This window comes from Vibrio neptunius (assembly GCF_000967495.1).
Classification (GTDB): domain Bacteria; phylum Pseudomonadota; class Gammaproteobacteria; order Enterobacterales; family Vibrionaceae; genus Vibrio; species Vibrio neptunius.
Genome location: NZ_JXXU01000043.1, coordinates 101075 through 123271, shown reverse-complemented (window position 1 = coordinate 123271; position 22197 = coordinate 101075). Strand labels below are relative to the sequence as shown.

Annotated in this window: 19 protein-coding genes; 11 read left to right on the top strand and 8 right to left on the bottom strand. The window is 45.2% G+C overall.

Translation table 11 applies throughout. The features are described 5' to 3' along the window. Positions 1-19 precede the first annotated feature (19 nt). Complete coding sequence (locus TW84_RS15025; protein ID WP_045976442.1) at positions 20-373, bottom strand: hypothetical protein; 354 nt, start codon at positions 371-373, stop codon at positions 20-22. A 340-nt stretch (positions 374-713) separates the two neighbouring features. On the opposite strand from TW84_RS15025, the gene uhpT reads away from it, so the two are divergent. The 4 genes from uhpT (at position 714) to uhpC (ending at position 5703) form a co-directional block, all read left to right on the top strand. Further along, positions 714-2105: a hexose-6-phosphate:phosphate antiporter gene (gene uhpT, locus TW84_RS15020; RefSeq protein WP_045976441.1), complete on the top strand. Its 1392-nt coding sequence runs from the start codon at positions 714-716 to the stop codon at positions 2103-2105. A gap of 145 nt (positions 2106-2250) precedes the next feature. Further along, a complete protein-coding gene (gene uhpA, locus TW84_RS15015) occupies positions 2251-2862 on the top strand; it encodes a response regulator transcription factor UhpA (protein ID WP_045976440.1) in 612 nt (203 codons plus the stop codon). After that, positions 2862-4373 carry a signal transduction histidine-protein kinase/phosphatase UhpB gene (gene uhpB, locus TW84_RS15010; protein WP_045976439.1) on the top strand — a complete coding sequence of 504 codons (1512 nt, stop codon included), beginning with the start codon at positions 2862-2864 and terminating at the stop codon, positions 4371-4373. The genes uhpA and uhpB overlap by 1 nt, the downstream gene beginning before the upstream one ends. A 10-nt stretch (positions 4374-4383) precedes the next feature. Then, the gene (gene uhpC / locus TW84_RS15005; protein WP_045976438.1) at positions 4384-5703 is read left to right on the top strand and encodes an MFS transporter; all 1320 of its coding nucleotides are present in this window, start codon (positions 4384-4386) and stop codon (positions 5701-5703) included. Here uhpC and TW84_RS15000 read toward each other — a convergent pair. The 3 genes from TW84_RS15000 to TW84_RS14990 form a co-directional block, all read right to left on the bottom strand. After that, the gene (locus TW84_RS15000; protein WP_045976437.1) at positions 5700-6083 is read right to left on the bottom strand and encodes a cytochrome b562; all 384 of its coding nucleotides are present in this window, start codon (positions 6081-6083) and stop codon (positions 5700-5702) included. The two genes, uhpC and TW84_RS15000, sit on opposite strands and share 4 nt — an antisense overlap. A 79-nt stretch (positions 6084-6162) precedes the next feature. Next, a complete protein-coding gene (locus tag TW84_RS14995; RefSeq protein ID WP_045976436.1) occupies positions 6163-6906 on the bottom strand; it encodes a phosphatase in 744 nt (247 codons plus the stop codon). A 50-nt stretch (positions 6907-6956) separates the two neighbouring features. After that, positions 6957-7406 carry an SRPBCC family protein gene (locus TW84_RS14990; RefSeq protein ID WP_045976435.1) on the bottom strand — a complete coding sequence of 150 codons (450 nt, stop codon included), beginning with the start codon at positions 7404-7406 and terminating at the stop codon, positions 6957-6959. 166 nt (positions 7407-7572) lie between these two features. Between TW84_RS14990 and TW84_RS14985 the strand changes: the two genes are divergently transcribed. The 5 genes from TW84_RS14985 (at position 7573) to TW84_RS24900 (ending at position 14832) form a co-directional block, all read left to right on the top strand. Beyond that, complete coding sequence (locus TW84_RS14985) at positions 7573-10449, top strand: HD domain-containing phosphohydrolase (RefSeq protein ID WP_045976434.1); 2877 nt, start codon at positions 7573-7575, stop codon at positions 10447-10449. A 343-nt stretch (positions 10450-10792) separates the two neighbouring features. Beyond that, positions 10793-12295 carry a glucose-6-phosphate dehydrogenase gene (zwf, locus tag TW84_RS14980; RefSeq protein WP_045976433.1) on the top strand — a complete coding sequence of 501 codons (1503 nt, stop codon included), beginning with the start codon at positions 10793-10795 and terminating at the stop codon, positions 12293-12295. Further along, a complete protein-coding gene (gene pgl / locus TW84_RS14975; RefSeq protein ID WP_045976432.1) occupies positions 12292-13008 on the top strand; it encodes a 6-phosphogluconolactonase in 717 nt (238 codons plus the stop codon). Before zwf ends, pgl begins: the two co-directional genes overlap by 4 nt. A gap of 37 nt (positions 13009-13045) precedes the next feature. After that, positions 13046-14494 (top strand): decarboxylating NADP(+)-dependent phosphogluconate dehydrogenase, encoded by a 1449-nt coding sequence (gnd, locus tag TW84_RS14970; RefSeq protein ID WP_045976431.1) that lies wholly within the window; start codon positions 13046-13048, stop codon positions 14492-14494. Between the two features lie 200 nt (positions 14495-14694). Continuing rightward, complete coding sequence (locus TW84_RS24900; protein WP_167336331.1) at positions 14695-14832, top strand: hypothetical protein; 138 nt, start codon at positions 14695-14697, stop codon at positions 14830-14832. Positions 14833-15059: 227 nt separating this feature from the next. On the opposite strand, the gene TW84_RS14965 is transcribed toward TW84_RS24900, so the two are convergent. After that, positions 15060-16823 carry a sigma-54-dependent Fis family transcriptional regulator gene (locus tag TW84_RS14965; protein WP_045976430.1) on the bottom strand — a complete coding sequence of 588 codons (1764 nt, stop codon included), beginning with the start codon at positions 16821-16823 and terminating at the stop codon, positions 15060-15062. A 255-nt stretch (positions 16824-17078) separates the two neighbouring features. Here TW84_RS14965 and exaC point away from each other — a divergent pair, with 255 nt between their 5' ends. Then, positions 17079-18599, top strand: a complete 1521-nt coding sequence (gene exaC / locus TW84_RS14960) for an acetaldehyde dehydrogenase ExaC (RefSeq protein ID WP_045976429.1) — start codon at positions 17079-17081, stop codon at positions 18597-18599. A gap of 273 nt (positions 18600-18872) precedes the next feature. Here the strand turns inward: exaC and TW84_RS14955 are convergent, their stop codons facing one another. Together TW84_RS14955 and TW84_RS14950 are read right to left on the bottom strand one after the other, a co-directional pair. Next, entirely contained in the window at positions 18873-19640 is a 768-nt protein-coding gene (locus TW84_RS14955) for a sulfite exporter TauE/SafE family protein (RefSeq protein WP_045976428.1), read from the bottom strand. Positions 19641-19753: 113 nt separating this feature from the next. Continuing rightward, positions 19754-20584, bottom strand: coding sequence for a DUF6279 family lipoprotein (locus tag TW84_RS14950; RefSeq protein ID WP_045976427.1), 831 nt, complete (start codon positions 20582-20584; stop codon positions 19754-19756). A 324-nt stretch (positions 20585-20908) separates the two neighbouring features. Between TW84_RS14950 and TW84_RS14945 the strand changes: the two genes are divergently transcribed. Beyond that, positions 20909-21277, top strand: a complete 369-nt coding sequence (locus tag TW84_RS14945) for a cystatin family protein (protein WP_045976426.1) — start codon at positions 20909-20911, stop codon at positions 21275-21277. Between the two features lie 151 nt (positions 21278-21428). Here the strand turns inward: TW84_RS14945 and TW84_RS14940 are convergent, their stop codons facing one another. Continuing rightward, positions 21429-22166 (bottom strand): substrate-binding periplasmic protein, encoded by a 738-nt coding sequence (locus tag TW84_RS14940; RefSeq protein ID WP_071209562.1) that lies wholly within the window; start codon positions 22164-22166, stop codon positions 21429-21431. Positions 22167-22197 lie beyond the last annotated feature (31 nt).

The following is a 22197-nucleotide window of genomic DNA, read 5'->3' as shown; positions in this document are numbered from 1 at the left end:
TAATAATTTTATTTTTACATCAAGCAATAGACAGAGGCGGCGCACGCGGGAGTGCGAGCTGATAGCGAACGCTTAGAGCCAAAAAAGCATAGGCTTCATCACTCACATACGACTGTCGTGTAAAGTAAAGTGGTGTTGGAAGTGAATCCTGGTGGAAAGAAGAAAAGTGACTGAATGGACAAGGCTTGCCGTGCTGAGTTTCCGGCTTACCTTCTTCGACCTGAACGAGTTCGAAACCATTGATGGTACATAAGGTAGCCCAAACTCCGGCGTTGGAGCCGTGCGCATTTATGACCGGCATCAGAGAAACGAGCAGCCAACTCAGGGCACTCGCCAATAACATCATCCGGTTAAAATTCGTTGGGCGTAACATGATCACTCTCGATTTATTAGCTGCCACTATATAACGTGAAGTTAACAAACTCAGCCATTTATGCTGCAAAACATAAGCTTAGTCATAACTTTTCGATAAAAGGAACAATAACTAACCGAAACGCATTCAGCAAATCATGTGACGTTATTCACGAAACACTCACTAGCTAGTTCGATCTAGGAAATATTCCTAACTCACTTAAGAGCATCTCTCAAGCCACAACGTACCACGGTGAATACACTTAGCGCCATCGATTTAACTCTGATTGTCCATCAACTAAGTCAACCAAATTTATTATTTGCTTCGCCCAAAGGGCTAAGCTGGGCTCTAAGGATTCACTATGTTGAAATTTCTAGAACAAGTGCGTAAACCGACATTGGACTTGCCAGTCGAAGTACGCCGTAAAATGTGGTTTAAACCCTTCTTGCAATCTTACCTTGTCGTATTCATTGGCTACATGACCATGTACCTGATCCGCAAGAACTTTAATATTGCACAGAACGATATGATCTCCACTTATGGCCTGTCAATGACAGAGCTTGGCTTGATCGGTCTTGGCTTCTCGATTACTTATGGCATAGGCAAGACTGTGGTGTCTTATTACGCTGATGGCAAAAACACCAAACAATTTCTGCCTTTCATGCTCATCCTCTCTGGCTTGGCTATGCTGGGTTTCAGTATGAGCATGGGTGGTGGTAGTATCAGCCTTTTCCTAATGGTCGCATTCTATGCTTTGAGTGGTTTCTTCCAGAGTACCGGCGGCCCTTCTAGCTATTCCACCATCACCAAGTGGACACCACGCAACAAACGCGGTTCATACCTTGGCCTGTGGAACATGTCTCACAACGTTGGCGGTGCTGGCGCTGCAGGCGTTGCTCTATTCGGGGCGAATTACCTATTCGATGGTCACGTGATCGGCATGTTCATTTTCCCATCTATCATCGCGCTGATTGTTGGTTTTATCGGTATGCGCTTTGGTAGCGATTCTCCAGAAGCCTATGGTTTGGGTAAAGTAGAAGAGCTGTTCGATGAGGTTGTCAGCGAAGAGGACAATGCCGCGGAAGAGCAGCAAATGTCGAAGCGAGAAATCTTTGTTGAATATGTCCTGAAAAACAAAGTGATCTGGCTGCTGTGTTTCGCCAACATTTTCCTTTATATCGTGCGCATTGGTATCGACCAATGGTCAACGGTTTATGCATACCAAGAGCTTGGTCTATCGAAAGAAACAGCAATTTCTGGTTTCACCCTATTCGAAGTAGGCGCCCTAGTTGGTACATTGATGTGGGGTTACTTGTCAGACTTAGCTAACGGTCGCCGTGCGCTGGTTGCTTGTGTATCACTGGGTTTGATTATCCTATCACTTGAGTTCTATCAACACGCCACCAGTGAGTTCATGTACCTCGCTTCACTATTTGTATTAGGCTTTCTCGTTTTTGGTCCTCAGTTACTGATAGGTGTAGCAGCTGTTGGCTTTGTACCGAAGAAAGCAATCAGTGTCGCTGACGGCGTTAAAGGGACGTTTGCGTATCTTATCGGCGATAGTTTCGCGAAACTTGGACTGGGTATGATTGCAGATGGTACACCTATTTTTGGTCTGACGGGTTGGCAAGGTACTTTTGCTGCTCTGGATACTTCTGCAGCTATCTGTATCGGCTTACTTGCTTTCGTAGCGATAGCTGAAGAGAAGAAAATTCGTAAAGCTAAAAAGCAGCTCGCTCAAGTCAACGCTTAATACCCCCCTTAGCGCTATCTAATACTCTCTGCTTTGCCTGATTCAGAGAGATATAGATAGCGCTTTTTTAGTTCCAAACGCTATTTGCCTATTGGCAAACTTAACGGTAACTTACCCCTGATTCTACCTTGCTTGGATAATTGCCATGATAAATGTTGCTCTCGTTGATGATCACATCATCGTTCGATCCGGTTTTGCCCAGCTGCTAAGCTTGGAAAGTGACATTAACATCGTGGGGGAATTCAGCTCTGTGTCCGATGCCAAACAAGGCTTGCCCGGCAGTGACGCTCATGTGTGTATTGTCGATATCTCTATGCCAGATGAAAGTGGCCTCACTCTACTAGAGTCTATCCCTTCAGGGATCGCCTGCGTGATGCTAAGTGTCCATGACTCTCCTGCAATGGTTGAAAAAGCGCTGGAAGCCGGGGCTCTTGGTTATTTAACGAAAAGATGCAGCCCCGACGAGCTGGTTCAAGCGGTGCGAACAGCGGCCACTGGAGGCTGTTATTTAACACCAGAAATCGCATTGAAATTAGCCTCGCCTAAAGCAACAACCGCTGCATTGAGCCAGCTAACCAAACGAGAAAAGCAAGTCTGTGAATTGCTCGCAGCAGGTATGGATGTCAAGCTAGTAGCCAATCAACTCGGCTTGAGCCATAAGACGGTTCATGTCCATCGCGCCAACGCTATGGATAAACTCGCGGTCAAAAACAACGTTGAACTGGCTAAGCTGTTCAGTCAGGAAATTCCGCTCTGATGCGTAACTATCTAATCACTTCTGCTTGTGCTTGGTTTATCACCCTATGTAGCTGGTTTTGTCTTTGGGTCATTTCCTATTACTTTGTCAATGACGCCGAGTTAGCGATACTCTTTTTTCCCTTCGCTCTTAGATTGGGCGTAACATTACACACCGCCAAAAAACACTGGCCCGCGATCTACACGGCAGAATGGCTACTCACTGTCTGCCTCGCGTTACTATTGGAGCAACCTCAATGGCTCACCGTGATAGCTGCCAGTATGGCCAGCATTCCCGTTACAGCATTGGCTATGCGTTTCAACTATGGTAGCCAATCTCAGCGCTTAATAGTGCAAGCCTCTGCAATCATAGTGACGTCATTGATCAACGTTGCAGCCGTAAGTAGCCACGCAGACCCACTGAGCTTAGTATGGTTGGTCAGTATCACTGGGGGGCTTATGCTAGTACCAACGTGTTACCTTGTCTGGAACTACTTGTTTCAGAGTACCTGGCTACCACTCACTTCCAACGTAATCACTCAACCAATTCAGTTCAAGATCAAGCCGATTATTCTATTTGTCGCTCTATTCTCTGTCAGCATAGCCATGCAAGTTGGGCTTCCCGACGAATTGCGCCGCTTTGCGCCATTCTGCCTGGCTATCCCAATTGTTCTGCTCGCTTATCGCTACGGCTGGCAAGGCGCTATGCTTGGTACGTTGCTTAATAGTATTGCTTTGATCGCAGCACGCAGTGGGGTTTCTCAAATTGAAATCACCGACCTTCTGCTGTCCATTACCGCGCAAACCCTAACAGGAATATTGCTCGGTATGGCAGTTCAACGTCAGCGAGATCTAAATCAAAAGTTACGCTTCGAGCTAAGCCGCAACCAAAACTTGTCACGTCAATTGGTGAAAGCCGAGGAATCCGTCCGTCAAGAAGTCGCACGCGAGCTACACGACGAAATTGGACAGAATATTACTGCCATCCGCACTCAAGCTAGCATCATTAAGCGCGTTGAAAACTCAGAGATGAGCGCTAATTGCGCCTCCACTATCGAATCTCTATCGCTGAACGTTTATGACACGACCAAAGGGCTCTTGACTCGGCTCAGACCCAAAGCACTAGACGACCTTGACCTGATCGACGCACTCAAGCAGTTGGTTCGTGAAATGGAATTTGAGCAGCAAGGCGTTGATGTCACATTCCAGCTGCAAGGCAAGGATTTATCAGCGCTTAGCGATGCGACCAGCGCCACTTTGTATCGAATATGTCAAGAAGCCCTCAACAATGCGAAAAAGTACGCTCAGGCAAGCTGTTTAGAAATAGATATCAAGCTGGGTGAGAACGTCGAGCTGAACATTCAAGATAACGGCATTGGATTCAAACTGCAGGACAGCCAAAAAGGCTTTGGCTTAAAAGGTATGCAAGAGCGAGTGCAAGCACTCGGTGGCAAGTTTAACATTCGCAGCTATAGCCAGCATGAGTCAGAGCAGCATGGAACTGCTATTCATGTCGAGCTACCAGGGATTTGAGGTGTAGCATATGTCCGATTTTATCGATGCGCCTAATCGCAGTTCCCAAGAAGTAAATTCAACTTACCATTACTGGCGACTGCACATCATGGTCGGCATGTATATCGGCTATGCTGGTTTTTACTTTACCCGTAAGACATTCAATTACGCCACGCCCGCTTTGATCACAGACCTAGGTTTAGACAAAGGTGACATAGGTTTAATGGGCACCTTCTTCTATTTGACCTACGGTTTATCTAAATTTATTTCCGGAATCGTCTCGGATCGCTCCAATCCTCGCTATTTCATGGGACTTGGTTTAATTGCAACTGGCATCATTAACATTCTGTTCGGTTTATCCAGTTCACTCTATGCACTTTTCACACTTTGGGTTCTGAATGCTTGGTTTCAGGGTTGGGGGTGGCCTTCCTGTTCAAAGCTGCTGACTACATGGTATTCACGCTCAGAACGTGGTTTCTTTTGGGCAATCTGGAATACCGCTCATAACGTTGGTGGCGCGTTAATCCCTCTTGTGGTCGGTTACATGGTCCTGCATTACAGCTGGCGAGAAGGTTTTATTGTCCCTGGGGTGATTGGTGTCATCATCGGACTTTTCCTTTGTTGGAGACTCAGAGACAAACCTATCACCATGGGGTTACCCACCATAGGTCGATGGAAAAACGACAAGCTGGAGCTGGCACAAGAGAACGATGGTATTGGCCTCAAATCTCACCAAATATTGCGTACCTATGTCCTGAACAACAAATACATTTGGTTGCTTGCGTTTAGCTATGTGCTGGTTTACATCGTACGAACAGCGGTGAATGATTGGGGTAACCTTTACCTTACTGAACAACATAACTTCGATTTGATCAACGCAAATGCTGCTTTGTCCTTGTTTGAAATCGGCGGTTTTATCGGCTCTCTGGTGGCTGGTTGGGGCTCAGACAAGTTATTCGGTGGAAATCGTGGCCCGATGAACCTGATTTTTGCGATGGGAGTCTTTTTGTCAGTCGCCGCTTTGTGGCTAATGCCAGTGACTAATTTTGCGTTTCAAGCGGCAGGCTTTTTTGTGATTGGATTCTTTGTATTTGGTCCCCAAATGCTGATTGGTATGGCTGCGGCAGAATGTTCGCACAAAGACTCAGCAGGTGCTGCAACAGGCTTCGTTGGGCTATTTGCTTATATGGGAGCAGCACTGGCTGGATACCCTATGGCCATGATAATGGAACAATTTCACTGGACTGGTTTCTTCGTCACCATCTCGATCTGTGCTGCCGTTATCGGACTGTTACTCCTACCTTTCTTACAGGCACAATTTGGTAACAGTCCAAATAAAACATTAAGTTAGCCGAATAATTTACTCCAGATACTTGGGTTACGTTTATCGTGATATTCAATGCGAAGATCATCGACCTCACGAAGGGATTCTTTCGCTGATGCCATATCACCCGCATCCAATTCAGCTTCTATCTGCTCCAAAGCACCTGAAAGCTTATTAAAACCTTCAAGATAGGTATCAAACTTTTCTGGTGGGTAATCTCCACGCTTCGATTGTTCAACGAGGTTTGACAGGTTAGATACTGCTGCTTTCATATCCGTAATTTCAGTCGCTTCAGCAGCGTGTTTAAATTCAACTTTCATTTGCTTCATTGTTGCCTTCAGATCGAAATCTGACGCAAAGGCCTGTGCTGATACCATCAGTACCAGAGCCGGAATTAACTGTTTCATTGTCTTGTTCTTATCTTGAAATAGTAGAGATAAGTGTACTGAATTCATTCAACACACTTGAGATAGAAATTGTTTCAACTTATAAATTGATGTACTCCTCGATAGGGACTCGACCACGCAGTTCAAGAAAATCAAGGAATTGACGAACAGAATACGTGATAACCTGAGCACTGTCGATGCCAACATCATCCATCAGCTTGGACACCAAACTAAGGTTACCGACCTCATGACAAAAATGTGCATCACTCCCTGTGGTAAAGTACACGCCCAATTCCTTGCCGATTTGTGCAATCTCATAGCAGCGTTCAATACTCCCCACCCTGCTATTACCTTTTAATGTGGTGTTATTAATTTCGATGGCAACGTTATTATCTTTGGCACACGCAAGAACCGATTGATAGTCAAAATCGAAGTTTGGGTTGCCCAAGTGGCCCAGCGCATCGATTCGACCACTGCGTATGGTATTGATAAGCGCTTCAGTGTGTTCTTTTTCACTCGCAGGACGAAATACTGCTTCATGGAAACTAGCGATTGCCCAATCAAGGTTTTTTTGTGACGAGGGATGAATATCCACTTCACCCTGAATATTGAGTATATTGGATTCAATCCCCCGAATCACAGCAACACCTTCAATAAATCGAGGCAAAACCCGTTGGTTTGAAAAAAACCAGTAATGCGGCGCACCGGGCATAGATTCTGCGTGATCAGTGGTACAAAACATCTCCAGACCGTTCATTTTTGCCAGCTTAGCATTCTCAATAAGCGTACTATAAGCATGGCCACTGGCATAAGTATGGGTATGAGTATCAACAACAAGCTTCATAAAGACAATTTACCTCAATTTCAACGTCGTCCAGCCATAATGTTAACCATTTACGGATTCTGTTGCTCGCAGATTACTTTGATCATAGGCAACGCTTTCCCCCATCCAACATTAAACATGCTGACAAAATCTGGATGAGTTTCAATTGTCACTTTAAGCAAAACTGAGTTTTCCAGAGGGGTAATCTGATAGCTTTCTTTACTGCCTATCCACTTTTGTGCTGCATCACTATCTATGTCTTGAATATGTTCTGGGTTAAAAATAGCAATATGATGATATTCAATCACTTTGTGCTTTTCTATCCGGTCAACAAGCGCCCTTGTTCCACCGAGTTCGGGATCAAAAAAAGCGATATGATTCCCTTCTAACCACTCACCTTCAAACTGAGACTGAGGTGAAAAGGCAGTTGCCCATTGTGAGTACAGTTCTAGTTCAGTGAGCACTTTCCAGATGATTTCTGGCGTTGACGCCACTTCGATCTGATAGTTTAAAGTCAACATCCTGTTCATTCCCTTTACGATACCTCTAATAATTATAGTCGATTCAATGACCTATTCCTTTATAAATCCGCTAACTATCAACTCAGCCGCCATACATTCCACCACAACTTTTGCATGATTCATATATTGACCAATACTTAGTAAGTATCTCACTAGTGGGCATGAAATGAAGAAACGTCACTATTCGTTGAGCATCCATATTACGAGCTTGTTTCTGGCACTGACCTCTTTGGTTGGTGCGGTACTCATTGCGATAAGCTATCACCACTCACAACAGTTGCTTACCGTCAGTGCCAAAGAGCTGAGCAGCGAAAATAGTCGTAAATTAGAGTCGACGTTCAAAGTAAGTACGGGACCCATCCTCACTACGCTCGATTTCATGGCACTTAGCTCCATCATCAGTGAACGCCAAGCCCCTGACAAGGCGGAGCAGTTCCTTTCATCATTAGAACTTATTTTCCAAAGAAATCAGGGGCTTGTTGCACTTTTCTACGCTAACGAAGAGGGTGAGTTCACTATGATTCGTCCACTGCGTGACAATAAGTCACGCAAGAGATTTGGCGCACCGCCCAAAGCAAGCATGATGATCAACTTCACCAAAACTGACGGTTTCAATGAGTTCCACTACCTGGATGGAAACCATCAGCGCGTCGGCTACAAAAAAACCAATGATAATGAATTTGATCCAAGGGTCAGGCCTTGGTTTGTGAATGCCGACCCTGATGGTGATATACGACTGACTGAACCCTACTTTTTTTACTTTCTAAAAACCAACGGGGTGACTTTATCTCGCCGCTCCTCGGATGGAGGAAAAGTCGTTGCGGCAGATTTCACTTTGTCTTCACTATCTGAGCAGATTGGTGAAATTGGCTTCTCCAACAATACCAAATTGGTTCTGTTTGATAACCAGTTTAGGGTTCTAGCTCAGCATCAAGCTAGTATTGACTTAACTCAAGAAAACGGCCAAATACGGCAACAGCTTGAACAGAGCTTATTCGCACCAATCCTCAACCGGCATAGTAGCCAAACACTTTACGAAGCTTTTGTCCAAGAGGGTCAAGACTGGTCGGTAACGCTAACCCCCGTTGTCCTTAACGAGCATGTGCGCCTTTTACTCGCGGAGGCGACACCACAAGACGATCTATTAGTAAATCTACTGTCGATGCGGGACAGGCAAATCATAGTAGCCATTGTTATGCTGGCACTGAGCTTTTTGGTCGTTTGGCTTGTCGCTAACAAACTCGCCACCCCTTTGCACAACTTGGTATTATTGACTGATAACATCACGCGCTTTGATTTTAAGAAAACTCGTTACCCCAGGAGTGCCATCAGAGAAGTCGCTAATTTGACCGAATCGATCGAACTCATGGAACACACATTGCACGACTTACTGAGGTTATTGCGAGAGACAGCCAGCAATCAGGACTTTTCTGTTTTAGCCAAAACCATCACCCATCAAAGTTACCTTGTCACGAAAGCAGAGACCATCGTTCTCTATACGTATGCAGAAAAGCAGAATGCGTTTGAAGTTTCGGCAAACCATGCCATTATTCCATTTAAAATCGAGTTAAATGAATTCCTGTCTGAAACGGCTTGGTTAAAAACCGACTTACACCGAGGTGAGATTGTACACCTCAATCGAAGTGACAATGTCCTCAACCGATATAAAGAACGTTTCTATAATTCTGACGTCTACTTTTTCCCACTACTCAACAAAGAAAAACGTTTAGTTGGTATTTTACTGCTTGGGTATGAACGAAACATCACTAAAGGACAATGCGACAAACATGCCTTCCTCAAAGAACTGCTGAGCTTTGCTGAAATCGCCAAAGAAAACATCGATCAGATGCAGCAACAAAAAGATATGCTAAACGCATTCATCGAATTGATGGCTTCCGCAATAGATACTAAATCCCCCTACACAGGTAGCCATTGCCAACGTGTACCTGAATTAACAAAAATGCTCACTCAGGTCGCACAAGATGACAACATCCACTTCCCTCAGTTTAAGATGAACAAGGAAAAGTGGGAAGAACTTCACCTAGCGGCATGGCTGCACGACTGTGGCAAGATAACCACACCGGAATACGTGATAGATAAAGCAACAAAACTAGAAACCATTTACGATCGCATCCATGAAGTCCGAATGCGTTTTGAATTGCTCAAAGCACAAGCTGAAGTGGAATACTGGCAAGGGCTTTACCAAGGAGGTAGCGCGCCCGAATTAAAACGCACCCTGCAAGACACACACAAAACGTTAGATGAAGAATTTCAGTTTATCGCTCTGTGTAATATCGGTAGTGAGCAAATGGAACAATCTGCCATTGAACGGCTCAATAACATAGCAAAAAGACAGTGGAAGAGAACTTTGGATGATCAAGCTGGTGTATCTTGGGTAGAAAAACAACGCGCTGGTAGAACTGAAACATTGCCCGTAATGGAGCCTTTACTGAGCGACAAACAAGTCCACCAAATACCATGGGAACAGGGCGAAAGCCCACAAGATGTCTGGAAAGAGAGTTTCGTGCTGCAACCAAGCGACCTCAAATACAATCGTGGCGAACTATACAACCTCTCCATTCGCTACGGAACCCTGAATGATGAAGAACGCTTCATCATCAACGATCACATCATCCAGACGATTGCGATGCTTGGCTGCCTTCCTTACCCTGAACATTTGAAAAATATCCCAGAAATTGCAGGTGGACACCATGAACGCTTGGATGGTAAAGGGTACCCAAGAGGGTTGAATGAAGACCAACTTTCTATCCCGGCCAGAGTTATGGCCATTGCGGATATATTTGAAGCACTCACTTCCAGTGACAGACCTTATAAAAAAGCGAAGAACCTAGAGGAATCACTTAACATCATGACCCACATGGCCACTTCAGGTCATATCGATCCTAAGCTTTACTTACTCTTCTTAGAATACGAAATTGATCAGAAATACGCTGAGATGTTCTTAACGCCTCAGCAAATCGTTCCTGTCGAAAGAGAAACGCATATTCAAACCATCAAAGAGCACCTGAGGATTTCATTCTAGATCCGTATAAAACGTTTCAATCATGTAAACAAATAGAGTTTTAACTCCATTTATACTCATCTATCCAACCTCTCTATAAACCTATAAAAATCAATAATCTGACTATTTGGCTAGTCAATATTTAATCGATTGCCTTCACAAAGGTTGATGTATATCAAATACTCATAGACAATACGCTGCCGAACTGAGATTTATCTCTATAGCTCAAGAAGATTAAGGTTTTGGCTATCAAAGTAATAGGCATCACCGATTATCAATTTTGAAGTCCCGTTGATAGGGTTGGCACTTCCAAAGGCCAGCATTGACGGCACATGATAACTACCTCGTTTCTAAGGGAAAGATGATGGTAATACCAGAAAACAGCAGCATCGTTATTTTTGGTGCTTCGGGAGACTTAACGTATCGTAAGTTAATCCCTGCTTTATACCACCTTTATGCGAGTAAGCAGCTTCCACAAAACTTCGCCATTCTAGGTGTCAGCCGCACGGAATACAGCGACGAGTCTTACCGCGAGAAATTGAAGTACTCACTTCAGGAAATGGAAAAAACCGAGCCTGCAACGCTAGATGCATTCATTAATCACTTGCACTACCAAGCGATCAACACCTCTGATACCGCAGACTACAGCAAACTGGTTACCCGTCTTGACCAACTGTCCGAACAGTACCACTTCGAGCAACGTAACACACTATTCTACTTAGCTACTCCACCAAGCCTATACAGTATCATTCCTGCTAGCCTTGCTACACATGGTCTAAGTAACGAAGAGGATGGTTGGAAACGACTCATCATCGAAAAGCCGTTCGGCTACGATCTTGAGTCTGCTCAAAAGCTCGATAAAGAGATTCACGAACACTTCCAAGAGCACCAAATCTACCGTATCGACCATTACCTTGGTAAAGAAACTGTACAGAATCTACTGGTTCTGCGTTTCTCAAATGCGATGTTTGAGCCGCTTTGGAATCGCAACTTTATTGAATACGTTGAGATCACCGGTGCTGAATTCCTAGGTGTTGAAGAGCGTGGCGGCTATTACGATGGCTCTGGTGCGGTACGTGACATGTTCCAAAACCACCTACTACAGGTTCTTGCTATGGTTGGGATGGAGCCACCAGCACAAATCAACGCCGATTCAATGCGTGACGAAGTGGTTAAAGTTCTACAGTGTTTGAAACCTCTAGACGAAGAATCTCTGCGTAAAGACCTTGTTCTCGGCCAATACACCGCATCTGAAGTTCGCGGAGAGCACTTACTGGGCTACCGTGAAGAAAACGGTGTCGCCGAAGATTCACGTACTGAAACCTACATTGGTCTAAAAGCCTACATCAACAACTGGCGTTGGAACGGGGTACCATTCTACGTTCGTACTGGAAAGCGACTGCCGACACGCGTAACAGAAGTGGTTATCCACTTTAAGAACACACCGCACCCAGTGTTTGGTCAGAACGCACCTGAAAACAAACTCATCATTCGTATCCAACCGGACGAAGGCATTCAGATGAGTTTTGGCCTTAAAGAACCAGGTGCTGGCTTTAAAGCTAAAGAAGTGAAGATGAACTTCTCTTACAATGATTTGGAAGAGACTCAGATGCTGACTGCGTATGAGCGTTTACTACTTGATGCTTTGAATGGCGATGCTACTCTATTCGCGCGTACTGATGCCGTAGAAGCTTGCTGGAAGTACGTTCAGCCAATACTCGATTTCAAACAAGACCCACAAGCGCTATTTGGTTACGCCTGTGGTACATGGGGGCCAAAAGAAGCAGACGATCTACTTCAACGCGCTAACCGCGCTTGGCGCTTCCCATGTAAAAACCTAACAGACACGGACTACTGCGAACTATGATCAACCATAAGATCTTCCCAACAGCAGAACAGGTGGTAGAAAGCTTAGCGAACGACATGAAAGCGTTCAGCGAACTAGGTCGACCTGTTCATATTTCACTGTCTGGTGGTAGCACACCTAAAATGCTGTTTAAGCTACTATCAACCGACAAATACGCTACATCCATCCAGTGGAACAACCTGCACTTCTGGTGGGGTGACGAGCGCTGTGTGGCACCTGACGATACAGAAAGCAACTACGGTGAAGCGAACACATTGCTATTTAGCCAAGTGAACCTACCAGCTGAAAACATCCATCGCATCCGTGGCGAAGAAGAACCAAAAGCGGAAGCTGAGCGATTCGCACAAGAGATGGCAGATGTAATTCCGACTGAAAACGGCACACCTGTTTTCGATTGGATTCTGCTAGGCGTTGGTGCAGATGGCCACACAGCATCACTGTTCCCAGGCCAAACTGACTATCAAGATGAGAACCTATCAGTATTGGCTTCTCACCCTGAATCAGGCCAGATTCGTGTTTCTAAAACAGCGAAAGTTTTAGAAGCCGCTAAGCGTATCAGCTATCTTGTACTTGGTGCAGGCAAAGTTGAAATCGTAAACGAAATTCATACTACTCCGGCAAGCGAGCTGCCGTATCCAGCGGCGAAAATCCAGTCTAAAGCTGGCGAGACCGAGTGGTACTTAGATTCAGACGCAGCAGCAAAAATCGCGTAATGCGAGCGTCCATTTTTAGAGAAATTGGAGAGAAATAATGAAAGGTGATATCGGTGTCATTGGCCTAGCAGTAATGGGTCAAAACCTTATCCTGAACATGAACGATCACGGCTTTAAAGTGGTTGCTCACAACCGTACTGCTGCGAAAGTAGACGAATTCCTAGAGGGCCCAGCAAAAGGCACTAACATCGTCGGTGCGTACTCTCTAGAAGAGCTAGTTGAGAAGCTAGAGGCGCCACGTAAAGTGATGCTAATGGTTCGCGCGGGCGACGTCGTTGACAAGTTCATCGAAGCACTTGTGCCTCTGTTAGACAAAGGCGACATCATCATCGATGGTGGTAACACTAACTACCCAGACACAAACCGTCGTGTGGCTGCTCTTCGTGAGAAAGGCATCCACTTCATCGGTACAGGTGTTTCTGGTGGCGAAGAAGGCGCGCGTTTTGGTCCTTCTATCATGCCAGGTGGCGCAGCGGAAGCTTGGGAAGCGGTTAAGCCTATCTTCCAAGGTATCTCTGCAAAAACTGACGCTGGCGAACCTTGTTGTGACTGGGTTGGTAACGACGGTGCTGGCCACTTCGTTAAGATGGTTCACAACGGCATCGAATACGGCGACATGCAGCTGATCACTGAAGCATACCAGTTCATGAAAGATGGCCTTGGTATGTCTGCTGACGAGATGCAAGCAGTCTTCGCTGACTGGAACAAGACAGAACTAGACAGCTACCTAGTCGAAATCACAGCGGACATCCTTGGTTACAAAGATCAAGACGGTGAACCACTAGTAGAGAAGATCCTAGATACTGCTGGCCAAAAAGGTACTGGTAAATGGACAGGTATCAACGCGCTAGACCTGGGTATTCCACTGACGCTGATCTCTGAGTCTGTATTCTCTCGTTGCCTATCTGCTCTTAAAGACCAACGTGTTGAAGCTGAATCTCTATTCGGCAAGACAATCACACCAGTTGAAGGTGACAAGCAAGAGTGGGTTGATGCACTTCGTCAAGCTCTACTGGCTTCTAAGATCATCTCTTACGCTCAAGGCTTTATGCTAATGCGCGAAGCATCTAACGAGAACGGTTGGGACCTAAACTACGGTAATGTCGCTCTAATGTGGCGTGGTGGTTGTATCATCCGCTCTGCTTTCCTAGGTAACATCCGTGATGCGTACGAAGCGAACCCAGATATCGCATTCCTAGGTTCAGATGACTACTTTAAAGGCATTCTACAAAACAGCCTCAGCGCATGGCGCAAAGTCGCGGCTAAGTCGCTAGAAGCCGGCATCCCAATGCCTTGTACCATCTCGGCCTTGTCGTTCCTAGACGGTTACACTACAGCGCGTCTACCAGCTAACCTACTCCAAGCTCAACGTGACTACTTCGGTGCTCACACTTACGAGCGTACTGACCGTCCACGTGGTGAGTTCTTCCACACGAACTGGACTGGTACAGGCGGTGACACAGCGTCGACGACTTACGACGTATAAATCAGTTTAAAGGGGATTAGTACGGTATTTTATAATACCCCACACTCCTACTACAATTAATACGTTATGGAGGATGTTAGCCTAGCTGACATCCTCTATTTTTTGAAACCTACCACAAGGAGTCGCGTGAACCTTTACCGCGGCATTGGTGATTAGCTTAACCTGGACGGTTTATAACAATCTAAATTGAGGTTCTTGAAATGACTATTAATAAGTACTTTGTCTTTGTTCCTTCTATTGAAGGAAGCAAAGCGGAAAAGGAAAGTGAAGTGGTAAAAACTAAGGAAGCTCAACGTCAGGCATTAGTAAAACAGGCGCAGCAACAAGGCGGACTGTAAAGGCTAGGTTTCAATATATAAAGAGCGCCTTCTGGGGCGCTCTTTTTTTACTTTTGTCTTGTACCGTATATAAGAAAATCAGCGATGTACTCTCGCGACTCCATTGAAGCTGCATAATCATGAGGTAAAGCGCAGATGACGAATCATCAAATGCCGTCAATATACCTGCGTCAATGAGCTTATTTCACTGGCATAAAATGTCCAATCATAATGCCCACGCTCGTCTCTCATTTTGCTTTGATAATCCCCAATGCTTTGAGCTTTCGATAAACGGTATTCCGGCTGATTCCCAGCACTCGGGACACCTTGCTGACATTTCCGTTATGCGCATGGTAGGTGTCGATCAATGTGCTATTAAGCGTTGATTTCAAATCCTGTTCTACCACTTCACTTTGCACCGGAGTGTTTTCTAACAATGGCTGGGCAAAGTGAGTAGGCACATGATCAATACTGATTTCTTCTACATCGCTAGCAATCAAGCTGGTGACTTTGAGAAGGTTATCCAACTCTCTCAGATTGCCTAGCCAACGATAATTGAGTAATAACTGCATTAGCGACGCCGATATTTGCTGAGAGTTTTGTTGGTGTTTTGCGTGAATTGCCCGAATCAACGCGGCTTTGTCTTCGCGCTGATACAGTGAAGGTAAAGTAATCACTAAGCCATTCAATCGATAATAGAGGTCCTGCCTAAAGCGTCCCTGTGCGACCAGTTGGTTTAAATCCTGATGCGTTGCGGCAACCACCTGAATGTCCACTTGATAAGATTGAGCCGAACCCACAGGCATAACCACTTTGTCTTGCAGGACAGACAGCAAACGGCACTGCGCATCAAGCGGCATTTCCCCGATTTCATCCAGAAACAAGATACCTTTATCCGCTTGTCTAATCCGCCCTGAGTAACCGTGCTTACTCGCTCCGGTGAACGCTCCAGACGCATGACCAAATAGCTCAGACTCAATCAAATCTTTAGATAATGCCCCGCAATTAACAGTGACAAGCGGCTGCTTACATCGAGCACTGTGTTTGTGTAATGCTTTAACAAACTCGCCTTTACCAACTCCCGTTTCTCCGAGAATTAATAGACTAATATCACAGCCCAACACTTTATTTGCCTGTTGCCACGCTTGTTCAACTTGGTGATCACCATAGTGAAGTTCACTCGATACGCTGAGCCATTTTTTCTGGACCGGCTTCTGACCTAAGGTCCGTTTTTCAAAGACGAACTGCGCGCTCTGCTCTGGCTGCTTGAGAAGGCTCTCGACATGCTCTCCAACAAGTGCTGCCTTAGGGATAAGTTGAGTGGCGACCTGATTGTGTGCCACCACCTGACCATTTTCATCAGCAATCACTATGCCTTGCCAGCCACTCTTCAAAACTGATTCATTGTGCGCAAGGTTGATTTGCAATACTCCCTCAGGGATTTGCGTCAACAGGTAGTTTTCAATCAGCTGCACCATGTTCTGGACCAACAGCTGCGTAGTCACATCATGTTTGCTTTGCTCACTGGTTATATCGAGAATACCAACCAGCTCACCACGATGGTTAAATAACGGGCTCGCCGAGCAACTAATGAAGCGATGCTGTTTGATAAAGTGCTGCTCACCAATAATAGACACTGCTTTCTTTTCGAACAGTGCCGTTCCAATCGCATTCGTCCCTTTCAGCCTTTCCTGCCAGCAACTGCCTGAATCCAGCGCTATCGACATCAACTTTTCTCGGAATCTTTCCTGCCCCCAACTCGCAAGAATGACCCCTTCATCATCCGTCAAAATCAACCGGCTATCTGTTCGAGAAAGAACTTGATTAAACAAAGGCAAAGCGCACTGCTCCAGAGCCTCAATCACGCCTTGAGCTTTATAACGTCGCTCTTTAAGCAGCGCATTAGACACATTAATGTCTTCAGGTTTCTTTACCTGTTTGAGGCCCGCATTAGTACTTCTCTGCCATGAGGACATGAGCCAACTGTCTGGTTGATGGGTTTGTAGTTCCATACCTGTTCCACTCTTGAGCATTTGGGGTGTGCCATTTTGGAACAGGTGAACATTTTGTTAACACCCAATTCCATCTCCATGCGTTTAAAACAACACAGTCTAAGCCTTGAACACTCTAGCGCCAGAACAAAGTCACAACAAGTTTTTAACAATTGGTCTGTGATTTGCGTTAGTTAGATGAAGGGCAATTGAAGTGTTCACCGGTAGTGGCAGCTTCAAACATAACTTGAACGAGAAAATAATAAGGATATTTCTATGATTTACGCACAACCAGGCAGTCAGGATTCTGTGGTTAACTTCAAAACTCATTACGACAATTACATTGGTGGAGAATGGGTGAAGCCTGTATCTGGCGAATACTTTGACAACAAGTCACCAGTCAATGGGCAAGCTTACTGCAAGGTTGCTCGTTCGGGTGAGGCGGACATCAACCTAGCACTTGATGCGGCCCATGAGGTCAGAGCGAGTTGGGCAGCCACGAGCGTAACAGAGCGTTCCAATATTCTCCTCAAGATTGCCGATCGCATTGAGCAGCATCTTGAAGAGCTTGCCGTGGCAGAAACGTGGGAAAACGGCAAACCAGTACGTGAAACCCTTGCGGCAGATCTCCCTCTTGTCGTCGACCATTTCCGCTACTTTGCGGGCTGTATCCGCGCTCAAGAAGGCAGCGCAGCCGAGCTTGATGTGAATACCGCGAGCTACCATTTCCCTGAACCTATTGGTGTTGTCGGCCAGATCATTCCATGGAACTTCCCTATGCTGATGGCCGCATGGAAACTGGCTCCAGCGCTCGCGGCAGGTTGTTGTGTGATTTTGAAACCTGCTGAGCAAACCCCAACTTCTATCTTGCTTTTGATGGAAAAGATCGGTGATCTGATTCCAGCAGGCGTGGTAAACGTCGTCAATGGATTTGGTAGTGAAGCGGGTCAAGCGCTCGCCACCAGTAACCGTATTGCCAAAATCGCTTTCACGGGCTCAACACAAGTCGGAAACCACATTCTTAAATGTGCAGCCGATAACCTGATTCCTTCAACAGTGGAACTGGGCGGTAAGTCGCCTAACATCTATTTCCCAGACATATTCGACCATGAAGACGAGTACTTGGAGAAGTGTATTGAAGGTACGCTATTGGCCTTCTTTAACCAAGGCGAAGTCTGTACCTGCCCTTCACGCGTGTTAGTGCATGAGTCTGTTTATGACAAGTTCATCGCCAAAGTGGCCGAACGCGCAAAGAGCATCCAGCAAGGTAACCCGCTCGATACTGACACTCAGGTGGGTGCACAAGCTTCTCAGGAACAATTTGACAAGATCCTGAGCTACCTAGAAATAGGCCGCCAAGAAGGCGCGAAAGTAGTTTTTGGTGGTGAAGTCGCTCAGCAAAAAGACGGTATCGAGTCGGGTTACTACATTCAACCAACACTTCTTGAGGGTAACAATAAGATGCGCGTCTTCCAGGAGGAGATCTTTGGCCCAGTGATCGCTATTACTAAGTTTAAGGACGAAGCTGAAGCACTGGCCATTGCGAACGATACTGAATACGGCTTAGGCGCAGGTGTTTGGACGCGAGATGCTAATCTCGCCTACCGCATGGGTCGCAACATCGAAGCGGGTCGTATTTGGGTGAACTGTTACCACGCCTACCCTGCACACGCTGCTTTCGGTGGCTATAAGAAGTCAGGTATTGGCCGTGAAACCCACAAGATGATGCTAGACCACTACCAGAACACCAAAAACTTACTTATCAGCTACGATGTTAACCCACTCGGTTTCTTCTAAACACGAAGAGCGCCTTAGGGCGCTCTTTTTGCTGTCAGGCTTGGTCGTATTTATCGCTTTTTTTACGCTTGTCATTCCAAAACAACATGTCACTGGCGATCAAAGCGACCACTGAAACGGTGAACAAAGCTGGCATGTATTTCGGTATTGAAGCTCAGCGTATCAAATATTCAATAACACCTTACCTAAACTTCAAGCAAGCTCAGAATTTCACGATGACTTATATGGTTATTGCTGAGACATAGCATGACTCACCATGATCTATCATCTCATTCACGCCCAATAAACATCGTAGAAGAAATATGTGGTCATCAAAATGCTCGATACTGCCACAAAGCCTTTGACATATCGCTGAGGCACGTCACGTGACACCCGTGCAGCAGCGTAGCCCCCCGACAATGTCCCCAGCATCACGATAAAACCTTTGGGCCAGTCAATAGAACCCTCCACAACAAACACTAAGATGGCTGTCAGCGAAACACACGATGACACCAAAAGCTTGAGGCCATTCATTTGATTAATGTCTTTGTACCCAGAAAGAACCAAGTAACTCAATACGATAACCCCTAGCCCAGCATTAAAGAAGCCCCCATAGGCAGAGACCAATACCAAAACCACGGATAGTATTATGTTCAACCAAACTGGGTTTAAAGAGCCAGTACGAATCAGTTTTCTAGGCCACTCGCTGATTGTACTGCCGAATAAGAACAGCACCGTCGCAAATAATAACAACCAAGGGATAGCTTCTAGAAACAGAGATTCAGAAACACTTAATAGTAAGTAAGCCCCTAAAGCGCCACCGACTAAGCTAAGGATGACGGTAAACAAAATGGGTTTAGGGTGTTTAGCGATGTCTTGTCGAAACCCATAAGCACCACTGACGTAACCAGCACAGGCGGCAAAAGTGTTGGTTGCATTGGCTACAACAGGAGACACACCAACAAACAGTAAACTCGGAAATGTGATAAAACTTCCACCACCGGCAACACTGTTAAGAATTCCGCCAAGCACTCCGGCTACAAACAATAGAATCCATTCCATCTTTTTGATTCAGTTGGGAGTTGTCAGACTAATGTAACGTTGTTGATGAGAGAGGTAAACTAAAGTGACGATTAAATTCGCCTACTTCACCAAGCTTTTACCGCCCAAATCGGCTATTGAATATCCATTGCAACGCTTCTCCAATCTCGTAGCTCTTGGCGATAATGAGCGGTTTGCTTGTCTGTTACTGAGTTAATAATTCTAACCAGATATTTGTTTGCTATCGCTTTGTTGTGACCAATTTTTTCTTCAAGCTCTGTAGAATAGAAGCTGGCAGGGTTAAACATCAGCTGCTGGAAACGGGGTTTGAAGTATTCCACCTGCATGCGATTGGTCAGTAAAGCATTCACTTCAACTCGCATTTTGGTTTGATGATCAATCCAGTCATATGAGGTTACATAGAGTTGAGAGGTCCATTCCTGGATCATTTTTTCTTGTTCAGGCGTCACAGAACCCAGCCAATCATCAAAATTCTCAGTGATCTTTTCTTCATAGTTTTCACGAATTTGGTCTTCAGAGAGCTTCTGATATTTCTTTTTATAACGTGTATGTCGAACACGAATATTGTTCATCAGTTCTTCAGCTTGTTCATCCGACAGCTCACTGGCTAAAGCAAACATTTCTGGCGCTATCTGACTGACCAGTCTTTGAGTATGGTTCTGGAATTGCACTTCTTGCTGCTTTAAGTCCTCTTCAGTAAACGATTTGGGGTCAAGCGCAATGAGCTGATCTAAATGCTGAATGTAATTGGGAATTTCTTCTCGTCGATGCCAATCACTAAGCACTTCAATTTTTTCACTGACTAGCGCTTCTTGCTCGTCATTCAATTCAACAAAATCTTCCAGATACTCAACCAACAACCAATCCATATTGTTATATACAAACTTGGTACTACAGCCAGTTAAAGCAAAACAGAGCGTAGTTAACAATCCCCATTTTTTCATTATCTATTCCTCTGCCCAACACTGTTGAGGACATTGTAAGTGTAGCTCTCACACCTGAACTTGTTTAATGACCAGCAAATTAAGTACCAGAATTTTATACACCCTTTAGCTGGCTGAAATTCCATAGAAACCACTGGAATAAGGCGTTTATCACCTCAGTACTGCGTTTTGCTATGCTGAAAAGCGGCAATCCCTTTCCTCATCCTCAACTCTGACCTAAATTTAACTTGTCGAACATCTAAATCTCTATGATTGAAGCCACTCACTCTAGTAATAGATTGACCTAAGCTTCGCTTACACTCTTAACATCAAGGTATAATTATAATGAACAGAATTTTTGCTTCGTCAGTCATATCTGTGCTGGTACTTGTAGGCTGTGCTAAACAATCGCAGTCTGAGCAAGAACAGGCTAAAAGCCCAGTGTGCATGGAACAAGGGTTACCTGGTGGATGGTCCCCCTCAGGCATAACGCCTGAAGTCATGAGAGCGATGGATACCATTCTTGGTCAAATGAACAACGAGTCATCAGTCAAGCAAATCAACCAAGTAAGAACTCAAGTGGTCAGTGGGATAAACTACGCTATTGAATTTACGCTCGAAAACGGCGCAACGTGGCATGCGGTGGTCAATCGTAACCTTCGGGATGACTATATGATTGAACGAATTGCCAAACCTGGGCCTCTTTGCCCATAACACTACGGTACGGACCGCATATTAGAGAGTCATATATCGACTCCGCTTGCAGCGAACAATACACAGATGGATGTGTCGAGGCTTTACTTAAGCCTCTTGTCTATTTATGCAGATGAACTCATAAAATGAGACCCATTTTCTATCTTAAAACTTAGTCCTTTAATCCATACAGTACGTGCAGAGCTTCCAGCTTACCTTCCGCATGATTTTTAAAGTAGTTATTTAGAATCGAGATGATCTTTTCTGCTTCGGGGTGATCCTTTCTAACCGCAGCATGGAGTGGGGTTGAGTCAAAATAGGCTTTACTAAAGTAGAGTTTATCTTTTGGTATCCTCATTCCATGGGCTGTCCACCTTCCCACTGCTTCGTCAGCTACGAGCACATCGACTTTTTGGGCCATTAGGTAGCGGATGCTATTGGGTAAATCTAAGGTGTGGACAGGAATGATATCTTTGTACTCTCGCAAGTTATTGGCGTATGCATAATCATTAATTAGCGCAATTCTCATTCCTCGCAAACTATCGGCTGATTGATACTCAAATGGTGCTTCGCTGCGAGAGATAAAGACCATATCATTATTCGTATAAGGCTCGCTAAAGCGAAGGTATTTTTCTCTCTTTTCGGTTTTCCATAGGGAAACAATAACGTCATTTTGACCAGTCATGGTCTCCTTGAGTACCCTAGTCCAAGGCTTTATTGAGAACTCTAGCTCGTATCCGGCTGACAGCAATGCATCGGCAACAATATCATGGGCAACACCACTGCCTTGCACAGAATTCATAATGTAAGGTGGCCACAAATCCTGAGATACTTTCAATGTGGTAGCCATCACCGTCTGGCTCCAAAACAACAACAAGGCAAGGGTGAAGTGTGACCGCTTAAAGTACATGACAAAGTTCCTCAAAGACTAATATGAGTGG

Excerpts from the sequence above, each read along its gene's own strand:
- TW84_RS15025 (WP_045976442.1), bottom strand. The coding sequence starts at position 373 with ATGTTACGCCCAACGAATTTTAACCGGATGATGTTATTGGCGAGTGCC.
- uhpT (WP_045976441.1), top strand. The coding sequence starts at position 714 with ATGTTGAAATTTCTAGAACAAGTGCGTAAACCGACATTGGACTTGCCA.
- uhpA (WP_045976440.1), top strand. The coding sequence starts at position 2,251 with ATGATAAATGTTGCTCTCGTTGATGATCACATCATCGTTCGATCCGGT.
- uhpB (WP_045976439.1), top strand. The coding sequence starts at position 2,862 with ATGCGTAACTATCTAATCACTTCTGCTTGTGCTTGGTTTATCACCCTA.
- uhpC (WP_045976438.1), top strand. The coding sequence starts at position 4,384 with ATGTCCGATTTTATCGATGCGCCTAATCGCAGTTCCCAAGAAGTAAAT.
- TW84_RS15000 (WP_045976437.1), bottom strand. The coding sequence starts at position 6,083 with ATGAAACAGTTAATTCCGGCTCTGGTACTGATGGTATCAGCACAGGCC.
- TW84_RS14995 (WP_045976436.1), bottom strand. The coding sequence starts at position 6,906 with ATGAAGCTTGTTGTTGATACTCATACCCATACTTATGCCAGTGGCCAT.
- TW84_RS14990 (WP_045976435.1), bottom strand. The coding sequence starts at position 7,406 with ATGTTGACTTTAAACTATCAGATCGAAGTGGCGTCAACGCCAGAAATC.
- TW84_RS14985 (WP_045976434.1), top strand. The coding sequence starts at position 7,573 with ATGAAGAAACGTCACTATTCGTTGAGCATCCATATTACGAGCTTGTTT.
- zwf (WP_045976433.1), top strand. The coding sequence starts at position 10,793 with ATGGTAATACCAGAAAACAGCAGCATCGTTATTTTTGGTGCTTCGGGA.
- pgl (WP_045976432.1), top strand. The coding sequence starts at position 12,292 with ATGATCAACCATAAGATCTTCCCAACAGCAGAACAGGTGGTAGAAAGC.
- gnd (WP_045976431.1), top strand. The coding sequence starts at position 13,046 with ATGAAAGGTGATATCGGTGTCATTGGCCTAGCAGTAATGGGTCAAAAC.
- TW84_RS24900 (WP_167336331.1), top strand. The coding sequence starts at position 14,695 with ATGACTATTAATAAGTACTTTGTCTTTGTTCCTTCTATTGAAGGAAGC.
- TW84_RS14965 (WP_045976430.1), bottom strand. The coding sequence starts at position 16,823 with ATGGAACTACAAACCCATCAACCAGACAGTTGGCTCATGTCCTCATGG.
- exaC (WP_045976429.1), top strand. The coding sequence starts at position 17,079 with ATGATTTACGCACAACCAGGCAGTCAGGATTCTGTGGTTAACTTCAAA.
- TW84_RS14955 (WP_045976428.1), bottom strand. The coding sequence starts at position 19,640 with ATGGAATGGATTCTATTGTTTGTAGCCGGAGTGCTTGGCGGAATTCTT.
- TW84_RS14950 (WP_045976427.1), bottom strand. The coding sequence starts at position 20,584 with ATGAAAAAATGGGGATTGTTAACTACGCTCTGTTTTGCTTTAACTGGC.
- TW84_RS14945 (WP_045976426.1), top strand. The coding sequence starts at position 20,909 with ATGAACAGAATTTTTGCTTCGTCAGTCATATCTGTGCTGGTACTTGTA.
- TW84_RS14940 (WP_071209562.1), bottom strand. The coding sequence starts at position 22,166 with ATGTACTTTAAGCGGTCACACTTCACCCTTGCCTTGTTGTTGTTTTGG.